The 12,348-nt window shown below is 73.5% G+C and carries 10 protein-coding genes; 9 read left to right on the top strand and 1 reads right to left on the bottom strand.

The features are described 5' to 3' along the window. Window positions 1-22: 22 nt before the first annotated feature. Window positions 23-724, bottom strand: coding sequence for a GntR family transcriptional regulator (locus HD597_RS14010; protein ID WP_253742483.1), 702 nt, complete (start codon window positions 722-724; stop codon window positions 23-25). Between the two features lie 245 nt (window positions 725-969). On the opposite strand from HD597_RS14010, the gene HD597_RS14005 reads away from it, so the two are divergent. The 9 genes from HD597_RS14005 to acnA are packed head-to-tail and all read left to right on the top strand — an operon-like array spanning window position 970 to window position 12,299. After that, entirely contained in the window at window positions 970-2,118 is a 1,149-nt protein-coding gene (locus HD597_RS14005) for an ABC transporter substrate-binding protein (RefSeq protein ID WP_253742482.1), read from the top strand. A gap of 10 nt (window positions 2,119-2,128) precedes the next feature. Further along, complete coding sequence (locus HD597_RS14000) at window positions 2,129-3,880, top strand: ABC transporter permease (RefSeq protein ID WP_253742480.1); 1,752 nt, start codon at window positions 2,129-2,131, stop codon at window positions 3,878-3,880. Further along, on the top strand, window positions 3,873-4,976 hold the full coding sequence (locus HD597_RS13995) for an ABC transporter ATP-binding protein (protein ID WP_253742478.1): 1,104 nt from the start codon (window positions 3,873-3,875) through the stop codon (window positions 4,974-4,976). The genes HD597_RS14000 and HD597_RS13995 overlap by 8 nt, the downstream gene beginning before the upstream one ends. A 29-nt stretch (window positions 4,977-5,005) precedes the next feature. Beyond that, window positions 5,006-6,055, top strand: a complete 1,050-nt coding sequence (locus HD597_RS13990) for an isocitrate/isopropylmalate dehydrogenase family protein (RefSeq protein ID WP_253742476.1) — start codon at window positions 5,006-5,008, stop codon at window positions 6,053-6,055. Further along, window positions 6,052-6,789, top strand: coding sequence for a hypothetical protein (locus tag HD597_RS13985; RefSeq protein WP_253742474.1), 738 nt, complete (start codon window positions 6,052-6,054; stop codon window positions 6,787-6,789). The genes HD597_RS13990 and HD597_RS13985 overlap by 4 nt, the downstream gene beginning before the upstream one ends. After that, complete coding sequence (gene otnK / locus HD597_RS13980; RefSeq protein ID WP_253742472.1) at window positions 6,786-8,030, top strand: 3-oxo-tetronate kinase; 1,245 nt, start codon at window positions 6,786-6,788, stop codon at window positions 8,028-8,030. The genes HD597_RS13985 and otnK overlap by 4 nt, the downstream gene beginning before the upstream one ends. Continuing rightward, window positions 8,027-8,632: a 3-oxo-tetronate 4-phosphate decarboxylase gene (gene otnC / locus HD597_RS13975; RefSeq protein ID WP_253742470.1), complete on the top strand. Its 606-nt coding sequence runs from the start codon at window positions 8,027-8,029 to the stop codon at window positions 8,630-8,632. Before otnK ends, otnC begins: the two co-directional genes overlap by 4 nt. Then, window positions 8,629-9,669, top strand: coding sequence for an Ldh family oxidoreductase (locus HD597_RS13970; RefSeq protein ID WP_253742468.1), 1,041 nt, complete (start codon window positions 8,629-8,631; stop codon window positions 9,667-9,669). The genes otnC and HD597_RS13970 overlap by 4 nt, the downstream gene beginning before the upstream one ends. Next, window positions 9,666-12,299: an aconitate hydratase AcnA gene (gene acnA / locus HD597_RS13965; protein WP_372513367.1), complete on the top strand. Its 2,634-nt coding sequence runs from the start codon at window positions 9,666-9,668 to the stop codon at window positions 12,297-12,299. Before HD597_RS13970 ends, acnA begins: the two co-directional genes overlap by 4 nt. The last annotated feature ends 49 nt before the right edge of the window (window positions 12,300-12,348 follow it).

Below are 12,348 nucleotides of genomic sequence, written 5' to 3'. Positions count from 1 at the left end.
ACCATGCGGGGGCGACGGCCTGTCAGGGCTCCCCGGCGGTGTCCGATCCGGTGTGCTGCTTGCGCAGGCGCCAGGCGGCCTGGGCGCCGAGGCTGGTGTCGATGTGCTCGCGCATGACGGCGGCGGCCGAGTCGGCGTCGCCCGCGATGACGTACTCCACCAGGGCCTCGTGCTCGGCGGCCTTGCGATCGCGGGCCGCCTGGCCGCGCTCGACCTCCAGGGCCAGGCGGCGGTAGCGGTCGGCCTTGTCCCACAGCCCGTCGAGGGTCTGGATGAGCAGGTCGTTGTGGGAGGCGGAGTACAGGGCCCGGTGGAACTTGCGGTGCGCGACGAGCTGCTCGTACGCGGGGTTGCCCGGCAGCGGCTTGAGACCGTCGAGGGCGGCACGCATGGCGGCGATGTCGGCCTTGGTGCGGCGTTCGGCGGCCAGCGCGACGGCGAGCGGGTCGAGGGAGCGGCGCAGCTCCAGCAGGTCGCGGGCCTCCTCGGCGGCCAGGGGCGCGACACGGGCGTCGCGGTGGGCGTCGAGCTCGACCAGGCCCTCGCTCTTGAGCCTGCGCAGCGCCTCGCGCAGCGGGGTGGTGCTGATGCCGATCTCGCGGGCGAGCTGGGCCTGCGCGATGACGGAGCCGGGGTGCAGGGTGCCGGACAGGATCAGCTCCTTGACCCTGAGGTAGGCGTAGTCCGCCTTGGTCGTGTAGAGCTCCGCCGCTGATTCGCTCATCGTTGTCCCGTCCCGTCGCCCGATGACGGTTATAACCTACACCGATCTCCTGCCCTGTCGGCAAGTCGCGACCGCTGCACCTGCCGAACCCTTCGTGAAGCACGTTGCGCCTATAAGGCGTCCACGAGGCTTAACGCGTTACATTCCGGAAACAGAGGCTTGACGTCATAGGTTATAACGAAGCAGAGTGTGCGGCATCGCAGGCGGTGGCCGGCCAGTGCCTCGCCTGGTCAAGGAGGAAGCACATGACCACCTTCCACCCCCCGTTCCGCGCCCTCGGCGCCGCCGTACTCGCGCTCGGCCTGCTCACGGCCTGCGGCGGCGGTGGCGGCGAGGCGGCGAAGGCACCGCCGCCGAACCGGATCGCGACGGGACAGGCCCCGTCGTACTACCCGGCCGACTACGCCCGGCTCATGGAGGCGTCCAGGAAGGAGGGCGGCACCCTCACCATCTACTCCAACACCGACCAGGAGAACTGGGCGCCGATCTTCCGCGACTTCCAGAAGAAGTACCCCTGGGTGACGAAGCTCGCGGCCAACAACCTCGACAGCGACGAGGTGTTCCAGCGGGTGCTCAGCGAGCAGGCCACCGGCAGCTCGCCGGCCGACCTGGTGGTCTCCAACGCCGCCCAGGCGTGGGCCGACTTCGCCGCCCGGCCCGGCACGCTGACGGAGTACGCCTCGCCGGAGAAGGACAAGCTGCCGGACTTCGGCGAGCTGCTGCCCCACGTGTACGCCATGTCGATCGACCCGCTGTCGATCGCCTACAACACCTCGCTGCTGCCCGGGAAGCCGACGGGGCTGAAGAGCCTGGCGGCGATCCTGGCCAAGGACCCCGCCCAGTACAAGAGCAAGATCACCACCCGGGACGTGAGCGGCGCGTTCGGCTTCACCGTCTCGCACGCCTTCGCCGAGGCCCGCCCCGAGTCCTGGGCCTCGTTGCAGTCGGTGCTGCCCCTGGCCAGGCCCGAGACGTCGTCCGGCACCCAGATGGAGAAGATCATCTCAGGGGAGTACGTGGCCGGCTTCTTCGTCAGCGCCGCCCCGGCGTACCCGGTGGTGGCCAAGAGCGGCGGCCTGCTGGCGATCTCGTTCCTCGACGACGGCACGGTCGCGCTGCCGCGCGGCATCGGCATCGCCGCCGGGGCGCCGCATCCGGCGACGTCGAAGCTGTTCGTGGACTTCGTGCTGTCGCAGGAGGGGCAGCGGGCCGTGGCCGAGGGCGGCCTGACCTCCTACCGCGACGACGTGCCCGCCGCCGACGGGCTGCACACCTACCAGGAACTGGTCAAGGCGGTGGGCGAGGCCAACGTGATCGTCGCGAGGTACACGAAGGTGCCCGACGCGGAGGTCGAGTCCTTCACCGACAAGTGGAACGGCCTGCTCGGCCGCTGAGAGGAACGCGATGACCACCCTGTCCCCGACGCGTCCCCCCGCCCATCCCCCGCCGCGCTACCGCAGGCCGCTGGGGCTCGGCCGGGAGGGCTGGCTGCAGTACGGCGTGCTGCTCCTGCTGGCAGTCCTGGTGCTGGCGCCGGTCGTGCCGACGCTGTACCAGTCGTTCCTCGACCGCCCCCTGTACGAGGCGGGCGGCGTGCTCGGCGCCGGCAACTACGTGCGGCTGTTCACCGAGGCGGGCTTCGGCCGGGTCGTGCTCGACACGGCCCTGTTCGCGGGCCTGACCACCGTGCTCAGCCTGCTCATCGCGGTGCCGATGGCCGTGGTCGTGGTGCGCACGAAGCTGCCGGGCGGGCGCGTGTTCGCCGCCGCCATGCAGTGGCCGTTCTTCATCTCCTCGCTGATCCTGGGCTTCGGCTGGATCACCATGTACGGCCCCGCGGGCTTCGTGAGCGTCGAGGTGCGGCGGATCCTGGGGTTCCTGCCGTGGAACCTGTACTCCATCCCCGGCATGGCCCTGACCGAGGCCGTCGCGCTGGCCCCGATCGTCTACACGTTCTGCGCCGGCGCGCTGCGCCAGAGCGACGCGTCGCTGGAGGCCGCCGCGCAGGTGTGCGGCGCCGGCCCGCTGCGCATCCTGCGCTCGGTGATCCTGCCGCTGCTGCGCCCGCCCGTCGTCTACAGCTCGATCCTGGTGGCCAGCATGTCGGTGGAGACGCTGAGCGTGCCGCTGCTGTTCGGCCAGCCGGTCGGCATCGACGTCTTCTCCACCTTCCTCTACCGCAACGGCCTGCAGTCGATCAACCCGGACTACGGCGTGCTCGGCGCGGCGTCGGCGATCATCCTGCTGGTCACCGTCAGCCTGGTCGCGCTGCAGGCCAAGCTGCTGAAGGACGCCCAGCGCTTCGTCTCCGTACGCGGCAAGGCCACCCGCCCGCGCCCGCTGGACCTGGGATGGCTGAAGTGGATCAGTGTGGCCGCCATCGCCTTCTACGTGGTGATGGGCGCGCTGATCCCGATCGGCGGGCTGGTGTTCCGCTCGTTCACGCAGGTGTTCACGCCGCTGCAGTCGCCGTTCAAGACCCTGACCGGCGACAACTACGAGCGCATCTTCACCTATCCGGTGTACGTGCAGTCGATCGTCAACAGCCTGATCGTGGCCGCGGTCGGCGCGGTCCTGGTCAGCGTGCTGTCGCTGCTGGCCGTGATGGTGGCCAGGCGCTCGACGTTCCGCTTCGCCCGCGCGGTGGAGAACCTGGCCCTGGCGCCGCAGGCCATGCCCGGCATCATCGTCGGCATCGGCCTGTTCTGGGCGCTCGCCTTCGCCCCGTTCGGGCTGGGCTCGCTGGTCCAGGGCACGCTGTGGGCGCTGATCATCGGGTTCGGGCTGCGCGCACTGCCCAGCGGGTTCGGCTCCATCTCGCCGTCGATCATGCAGATCGGGCGCGAGCTGGACAACGCCGCCCGGGTGTCGGGAGCCGACTGGGTGCGCACGTTCAGCCGCATCCTGGCCTCGCTACTGCGGCCGGCCTTCGCCGGAGCGCTGATCCTGACGTTCGTGACCCTGCTCAAGGAGTACTCGCCCGCCGTGTTCCTGGGCTCCGCGGACTCCAACATCATCGGCACGACCATGCTGGAGCTGTGGGTGCAGGGCAACACCGGCTCCGTGGCCGCGCTGGCCAGCCTGCAGATCGCCATCACGGCGACCTTCGTCGGGCTCGCCGGCCTTCTTCTCAAGGGACGTGACAAGAATGCCTGAGGTCAAGGTCACCCACCTGTCCAAGCAGTTCGGGGACAACGCCGTCCTGCGCGACATCAGCTTCACCATCGCCGACGGCGAGTTCTTCACCCTGCTCGGCCCCAGCGGCTGCGGCAAGTCCACCACGCTGGCCTGCATCGCCGGGCTCGAACGGCCCACCCGCGGCAGCATCGCCGTCGGGTCCAGCACCTTCGTCGACACCGGCACGTTCGTGCCGCCCGAGGGCCGCAACCTCGGCATGGTGTTCCAGTCGTACGCGCTGTGGCCGCACATGACCGTCGCCCGGAACCTGGCCATGCCGCTCAAGATCCGCAAGGTCGACCGGCGCGAGCAGGACAGGCTCATCGCCGACGCCCTGGACAAGGTGGGGCTCGCCGGGCTGAGTGACCGCTTCCCGCACCAGCTCTCCGGCGGCCAGCAGCAGCGCGTCGCGCTCGCCCGCGCCCTGGTCTACTCCCCCAGCGTGCTCCTGCTCGACGAGCCGCTGTCCAACCTGGACGCCAAGCTGCGCGACCAGGCCCGCGCCTGGCTCAAGCGGCTGCAGACCGAGCTCGGCATCACCACCGTGTACGTCACCCACGACCAGGAGGAGGCGCTGGCCCTCAGCGACCGCATCGCGGTGATGTCCAGGGGCGACATGGTGCAGATCGGCACCCCGCAGGACATCTACGAGCGGCCCGCGACCGCCGAGGTGGCCGCCTTCGTCGGCCGGTGCAACTTCCTCACCGGCGCCACGACCGGCCCCCGCGAGGTGCGGCTGGACTGCACCGGGCAGACCATCACCGTCCCGGACACCGCTCCCGGCGGGCCCGTCACCGTGGCGATCCGCCCCGAGCGGCTGGAGATCCTCCCGCCCGGCCGCGCCGCCCCCGCCGGCGCCAACGTGCTCACCGCCGAGGTGCTCACGAGCTCCTACGTCGGCTCCCGCCACGAGTACGACCTGCGCCTGGGCGACCACGTCATCCAGGCCGAGACCAGCCGCCCCGGGCTGACCGGCGAGGTCGTCCTCGCCGTCGAGCCCGCCGCCTGCCTGCTCTACCCCGCCACCGGCGCCCTGCCCGAGGACGCCGCGGCTCTCGTCACCACCGCACAGTGAGGATTCCCGTGAGTTCCTATCGTCTTGGCGTGCTCGAAGGCGACGGCATCGGCCCCGAGATCGTCCCCGCGTCCGTCCTGGTCGTGGACGCCGCCCTGGCCGCCGCCGGCGCGCCACCCGCCGAGTGGGTGGAGCTGCCCCTGGGGGCCTCGGCCATCGGCACGCACGGCGACGCCCTGCCCGCATCGACGCTCGCCGCGCTGGAAGGGCTGGACGGCTGGCTGCTCGGCCCGCACGACAGCGCCGCCTACCCCGAGCCGCACCGCTCCAAGCTCAACCCCAGCGGCGGCATCCGCAAGCACTTCGACCTGTTCGCCAACATCCGCCCGGCCAAGTCGTTCGACGGCGCCGACGCCGTCGTGCCCGGCACCGACCTGGTCATCGTGCGCGAGAACACGCAGGGCTTCTACGCCGACCGCAGCACCTACAAGGGCACCGGCGAGTTCATGCCCACCCCTGACGTGGCCATCGCCATGGGCATCGTCACCAGGCCGGCGGTCGAGCGGATCGCCGTCGAGGCGTTCGAGCTGGCCTCCCGCAGGCGTGGCCGGGTCACCATCGTGCACAAGGCGAACGTGCTGAAGCTGACCACCGGCCTGTTCCGCGACGTCTGCCGCGAGGTCGCCGCCCGCTACCCGCAGGTGAGCGTGGACGACTTCCACATCGACGCGATGACCGTGCACCTGGTGCGGCGCGCGGACGCGTTCGACGTCATCGTCACCGAGAACATGTTCGGCGACATCCTGTCGGACCTGGCCGGCGAGATCGCGGGATCGCTCGGCATCGCCCCGTCCATCAACGCCTCCCACGAACGCGCCATGGCCCAGGCCGCCCACGGCTCCGCCCCGGACATCGCCGGCCAGGACGTCGCCAACCCCATCGCGATGATCCTGTCCAGTGCCATGCTGCTCGACTGGCTCGGCGCCCGCCACCAGGACCCCGCCCTGGCCCGGGCCGCCACCCTGATCGAGACGGCGGTCGCCGGCACCGTGCGGGGCGGGGTCCGTACCCGCGACATGGGGGGCACGGCCGGGACCCGCGCGTTCGCCGAGGCCGTCGCCGCCGGTGTGAAGCGATGAGAGTCGCGGTCGTCAACGCCACCCCCGCCTCCATGCGGCCCGCCGACGACGGGCTGCGCGAGGGCTTCCCGGAGGCCGCCGCCTGGCACCTCCTGGACGACCGGCTCGTCACCGAGGCCGACGCGGCGGGCGGCATGACACCCCCGCTGACGCGGCGCATGCTGGCCCTGATCGACTACGCGGTGCGCGGCGGCGCGGACGCGGTGCTGCTGTCGTGCTCGATGTACGGGCCGGTGGCGGGGCTGGCGCGGCGGTTGCACGACGTGCCGGTGACCGGCTCGGACGAGGCGATGTTCGCCGAGGTCGCCCGGCGGTTCGGCGAGCAACGGCCCGCCGGCTCAGGCGATGCGGCCGTTCGGCCGGGCGCGGGTGAGGCGGCCGGGGAGCCCCGCGCGGGTGACAGGGCCGGGCGGCCGGGCGGGGTTCTGGTGCTCGGCTCGCTCGAGTCGGCGGCGGCGGATTCGGCGCGGCGGCTGCGGGCGGTGGCGGGTGGTGTCGCGGTGCGGGCTCTCGCGGCTCCTGGCGCCGCCGCCGCGGCGGCCGACAGGGACTGGCCAGGGCTCACGGACGCGCTCGCGCGGGCCGCCCTGCCCGCCCTCGACGGCGCCGGCCTGGTGCTGCTCGGGCAGTACTCGATCAGCCCGGTGCACGCCGCACTGGCCGGCCGGCTCGGCGTGCCGGTGCTGACCCCGCCGCTCATGGCGGCCAGGGCGTTGCGGGAGGCGCTGGCATGAGCCCGTCGCTCGGGTGCGTGGCCGACGACTACACCGGCGCGACCGATGTCGCGGCCGCCTTCCGGCGGTCGGGGCTGCGGACGGTGCTGCTCTTCGGCGAGCCGGGACCGCGGACGGTCGTGCCGGAGTGCGACGCGGTCGTCGTCGCGCTCAAGACCCGCTCGGTCCCGGCCGTCGAGGCGGTCGCCGCGTCGCGGGCCGTCCGGGACTGGATGGCCGGCCGAGGTGTCCGGCGGGTCTACTTCAAGTGCTGTTCCACCTTCGACTCCACCGACGCGGGCAACATCGGCCCGGTCGCCGACGCGCTGGCCGAGGCGGGCGGGGGTCGCCTGACCGTCGTGTGCCCGGCCTCGCCCGAGCACGGCCGCACCGTCTACCAGGGGCATCTGTTCGTCGGTGACAGGCCGCTGTCGGAGTCGCCGATGCGGCACCACCCGCTCACCCCCATGACGGACGCCGACCTGGTCCGCGTCCTGGGCCGGCAGACCCCGCACCGGGTCGGGCTCGTCCCGCTGCGGACGGTGGAGCGCGGCGCCGCCGCCGTGCGGGAGGCGCTGGAGGAGCTGGCCGCGCGAGGCGTTCGCCACGCCGTGACGGACGCGGTCGGTGACGGCCACCTCGACACCGTCGCCCGCGCCGCCGCGCACCTGCCGCTGATCACAGGTGCAGCGGGGCTGGCACGCGCCATCGGCACACTGACCGGCACCGCCCTCGGCACCGCGGACGGCGACGGCCTCGCTGGTGCGGATGGGGTGCCGGGGTTGCCGCCAGGTCCCGTCGTGGTCCTGGCGGGCAGTTGCTCGGCCGCCACGCTGGAGCAGGTGGCGCTGGCCCGCGAACGCATGCCCGCCCACCGCCTGCGAGCCCACGACCGGGGCCTCGCCGAAGCGCTCGGCTGGCTGGAGGACAGCCTCGCCGGGGAGGACCGGGTGATGATCTACACCTCCGCCCCGCCCGGCCGGCGCGCGCCCGGCGCGGCCGCGTTCCTGGAGGGGGCGCTGGCGGCCGTGGCGGCCCGTGCCGCCGAGCTGGGCGCGGGCCGCATCGTCGTGGCCGGCGGCGAGACGTCCGGCGCGGTGGTGAACGCGCTCGGCGTGTCCGGCGCGCTCGTCGGCGCCGAGGCCGACCGCGGCGTCCCCTGGCTGCACGTCACCCGCCCGGGAACGCGTCTCGCCCTGCTGCTCAAGTCCGGCAACTTCGGCCGTCCCGACCTCCTCGTCCGAGCCACGGAAGCACCATGACCGACCTGTCACAGCAGATCGCCGACCTGGGCGCGTCCCTGTTCGCCCGGCGGCTCACCCACGGCCGCACCGGCAACCTCAGCGCCCGTACCGGCGGCGGATTCCTCATCACCCCCGGCGGCGGCTCGCTCGGCGCGGTCGGCGACCTGTCGCTGGTCAGCCTGGCGGGCGAGCACCTGGACGGGCCGCGCCCGTCGAAGGAGGCGTTCCTGCACGCCGCCCTCTACCGGGCCCGCCCGGACGCCGGCGCGGTCGTCCACCTGCACAGCACCCACGCCGTGGCCGTGTCCTGCCACGCCGGCCTCGACCCGGACGACGCGCTGCCGCCGCTGACCGCGTACTACGTGATGCGCGTCGGACGGCTGCCGTTGCTGCCCTACCACGCGCCCGGCGACCCGGCGCTGGGGCCGATCGCCGAGCGGGCCGCCCGCACCGCGCACGCCCTGCTGCTGGCCAACCACGGCCCGATCGTCGCCGGCGCCGGCCTCGCCGCCGCCGCCGACGCGATCGAGGAGCTGGAGGAGACGGCGCGGCTGTGGCTGCTGCTGCGCGAGCGCCCCACCCGGCCGCTCACCCCCGACCAGGTCAGGAGCCTGTCATGATCCCACCGTCCGAGCTGATCTGTTTCGGGACCGCGGTCCTGGCCTCGCTCGGCGTCCCCGAGCCGGACGCCCGGCTGGTGGCCGACAGCCTGGTCACGGCCGACGCGTGGGGGCATCCCTCGCACGGGATGCTGCGCCTGGAGTGGTACGCCGCCCGGCTGCGCTCCGGCGTGATGCGCGCGGTGACCGACGTGGCGACCGTGGTCGACGGCGGCGCGGTCGCCTTGCTCGACGGCCGCGACGGCGTGGGGCAGGTCGTCACCGCGTACGCGGCCCGCGACGCCGTGCGCAGGGCGGGCGAGCACGGCGTCGGCGTGGTGGCCGTCCGCAACGGCAACCATTTCGGCACCGCCGCCTACTTCACCCGCATGATCGCCGCCGAGGGCTGCGTCGCCCTGCTGACCACCAACGGCAGCCCCGCGATGGCCCCGTGGGGCGGCCGGGAGAAGAGCGTCGGCGCCAATCCGTGGTCGATCGCGGCGCCGGGCGGAAGGCGCGGCCCGGTCGTGCTCGACCTCGCCAACACCACGGTCGCCCGGGGCAAGGTCTACGCGGCCCTGGAGCGTGGGGAGCCCATCCCCGGGGGCTGGGCCCAGGCGGCGGACGGCTCCCCCACCACCGACCCCCGGCAGGCCGTCGACGGGCTCATCCTGCCGATGGCCGGGCACAAGGGGTACGGCATCGCGTTCATGATGGACGTGCTGTCCGGGGTGCTGACCGGCAGCTCGTACGCCACCGGCGTGACCGGCCCGTACGTGCCCGACCGCCGCAGCGGCTGCGGCCACCTGCTGCTCGCGCTGCGCGTGGACGCCGTGGCGGAGCCCGGCGACTACGCCCGCCGGCTCGACGACCTCATCGACCGCACCAAGGCCGTCCCGCTCGCGCCCGGTTTCGACGAGATCTTCTACCCCGGCGAGATCGAGGACAGGAACGCCGCCAGGACCGGTGTGGGCCTGCCCGGCAGGACCCTGCGCGGCCTCGCCCGCCTCGCCGACGAGTGCGCGATCGACCGGCCCGCCTGGATGGAGGCCGCGTGAGCGGGCACCTCACGGCGGGGGGACGCCGTTACCGCATCCACCCCGTCGGAGCCCCGGACCGGCTGCCGTACAGCCTGCGGATCATGCTGGAGAACCTGCTGCGCCACGGCGCCCCCGCCGCCCAGGTGGCGGCGCTCACCGGATGGCAGCCGCGCGGAGCTCGTACCGAGGCCGTGGACCTGCATCCCGCCCGCGTGTTCCTGCACGACACCAACGGCGTGCCCGCGCTGGCCGACCTGGCGGCCATGCGTGACGCCATGGCGGCGCTCGGCGGCGACCCGGAGCGCGTGAACCCGGCCGTCCCCGCCGAGCTGGTCGTGGACCATTCGATCATCGCCGACGTGTTCGGCCGGCCGGACGCGCTGGCCCGCAACGCCGAGCTGGAGTACGAGCGCAACGCCGAGCGGTACCGTTTCCTGCGCTGGGGGCAGGCGTCGCTGCGCGACTTCACCGTGGTGCCGCCCGGCAAGGGCATCATGCACCAGATCAACGTGGAGCACCTGGCCCGGGTGGTGATGTGCCGCGACGACGAGGCGTACCCGGATCTGTGCCTGGGCACCGACTCGCACACCACCATGGTCAACGGGCTCGGCACGCTCGGCTGGGGCATCGGCGGGATCGAGGCCGAGGCGGCCATGCTCGGGCAGTCGGTGTCCATCCTCGTGCCCGACGTGGTGGGGGTGCGCCTGCACGGCGAGCTGCCGGTGGCCGCCACGGCGACCGACCTGGTGCTGACGCTCACCGAGCTGCTGCGCGCGCACGGCGTGGTCGGGAAGATCGTGGAGTTCCACGGGCCGGGCGTCACCGCGCTGCCCGTCACCGACCGGGTGACGATCTCGAACATGAGCCCCGAGTTCGGCTCCACCGCCGCGCTGTTCCCCATCGACGCCGAGACCGTCCGCTACCTGCGCTTCACCGGCCGCTCCGGCGAGCACGCCGATCTGGTGGAGGCGTACGCCAGGGCCCAGGGCCTGTGGCACGACCCCGGCGCGCCGCCCGCCTACACCGCCGACCTCTGCCTGGATCTGGCCACGATCGTGCCCTCGGTCGCGGGCCCGCGCCGGCCGCAGGACCGCGTCCCGCTGGAGGGGGTGAAGGCGGCCTTCCGGGGGCAGGAACGGCCGCCCGCCCCGGCGTCCGGCGAGATCACCCACGGCAGCGTCGCCATCGCGGCCATCACCTCCTGCACCAACACCTCCAACCCGTCCGTCATGATCGCCGCCGGGCTGCTGGCCAGGAACGCGGTGCGGCGCGGGCTGCGGGCCAGGCCGTGGGTGAAGACCACGCTGTCGCCCGGCTCGCGCGTCGTCATGGACTACTACGGCCAGGCCGGGCTGACGTCCGCGCTGGAGCGGCTCGGCTTCACGCTGGCCGGGTTCGGCTGCATGACCTGCATCGGCGCCTCCGGCCCGCTCGTCGAGGAGGTGTCGAAGGCCGTGGCCGAGCACGATCTCGACGTCGCCGCCGTGCTGTCCGGCAACCGCAACTTCGAGGGCCGCATCCAGCCGGAGGTCCGCTCCAACTACCTGGCCTCGCCGCCGCTCGTCGTCGCCTACGCGCTGGCCGGCACCGTGGACGTGGACCTCACGACCGAGCCGCTCGGCACCGGCGCCGACGGCCGTCCCGTCTACCTGCGCGAGCTGTGGCCCAGCCCGCAGGAGGTGCGCGCGGTCATCGAGGAGGTGATCCGCCCGGAGATGTTCGCCCGCGCCTACGCCGGCGTGCTCGACGGCGACGAGCGCTGGCGAAGCCTGGACGTCCCCGGCTCCGCCACCTACCCGTGGGACCCCGGCTCCACGTACGTGCGCCGCGCCCCGTACCTCGACGGCATGTCTCCGGAGCCGCCGCCCGTCACCGACATCACCGGCGCGCGGGTGCTGGTCAAGCTGGGTGACTTCATCACCACCGACCACATCTCCCCGGCCGGCGCCGTCCTGCCGTCCAGCCCCGCCGGGCGCTACCTGACCGGGCTGGGCGTGCCCCGGCACCGGCTCAACACCTACGCCTCCCGCCGCGGCAACCACGAGGTGATGATGCGCGGCGCGTTCGCCAACGTCCGCCTGCGCAACCACCTCGCCGCCGGGGCCGAGGGCGGCCTCACCCCGGACTTCCTGGACGGCGGGCGGATCACCAGCGTGTACGAGGCCGCCCTCGCCTACCAGGCCGCCTCGGTGCCCGCCGTGATCCTGGCCGGTGAGGGTTACGGCGCGGGCTCCTCCCGCGACTGGGCCGCCAAGGGGCCCGCGCTGCTCGGCGTGAAGGCCGTCATCGCCAAGTCGTTCGAACGCATCCACCGCTCGAACCTGGTCGGCATGGGCGTGCTCCCGCTGCAGTTCCTGCCCGGCGAGGGCGCGGACGAGCTGGGCCTGACCGGCCGCGAGAGCATCACGGTCACCGGCCTGGCGGCGCTCGGCGGGCCCGGCGTCCCGCCGGCGCTGACCGTCACCGCCGGCGGCGTCACCTTCCAGGCCCGCCTCCGCCTCGACACGCCGCGCGAGGCCGACTACTACCGGCACGGCGGCATCCTGCCGTACGTGCTGCGCCGCCTGCTGCGAGGCGAGGGTCCCGCAACTCCCCCGGACGCGCCCGCGGCCGGTTGCCCGGGCTCGCACGGGAAGGATGCAACGTGAGACTTCCGCCCCGGTGAAGGAGCCCGGCGTGGGCCCGGCGTGGGCCCGG

This window comes from Nonomuraea thailandensis (assembly GCF_024172165.1).
In the GTDB taxonomy this organism is placed as follows: Bacteria; Actinomycetota; Actinomycetes; order Streptosporangiales; family Streptosporangiaceae; genus Nonomuraea; species Nonomuraea thailandensis.
The sequence above is the reverse complement of the archived record's forward strand: the minus strand, read 5'-3'. Positions and strand labels throughout refer to the sequence as shown.

Excerpts from the sequence above, each read along its gene's own strand:
- HD597_RS14010 (WP_253742483.1), bottom strand. The coding sequence starts at position 724 with ATGAGCGAATCAGCGGCGGAGCTCTACACGACCAAGGCGGACTACGCC.
- HD597_RS14005 (WP_253742482.1), top strand. The coding sequence starts at position 970 with ATGACCACCTTCCACCCCCCGTTCCGCGCCCTCGGCGCCGCCGTACTC.
- HD597_RS14000 (WP_253742480.1), top strand. The coding sequence starts at position 2,129 with ATGACCACCCTGTCCCCGACGCGTCCCCCCGCCCATCCCCCGCCGCGC.
- HD597_RS13995 (WP_253742478.1), top strand. The coding sequence starts at position 3,873 with ATGCCTGAGGTCAAGGTCACCCACCTGTCCAAGCAGTTCGGGGACAAC.
- HD597_RS13985 (WP_253742474.1), top strand. The coding sequence starts at position 6,052 with ATGAGAGTCGCGGTCGTCAACGCCACCCCCGCCTCCATGCGGCCCGCC.
- otnK (WP_253742472.1), top strand. The coding sequence starts at position 6,786 with ATGAGCCCGTCGCTCGGGTGCGTGGCCGACGACTACACCGGCGCGACC.
- otnC (WP_253742470.1), top strand. The coding sequence starts at position 8,027 with ATGACCGACCTGTCACAGCAGATCGCCGACCTGGGCGCGTCCCTGTTC.
- HD597_RS13970 (WP_253742468.1), top strand. The coding sequence starts at position 8,629 with ATGATCCCACCGTCCGAGCTGATCTGTTTCGGGACCGCGGTCCTGGCC.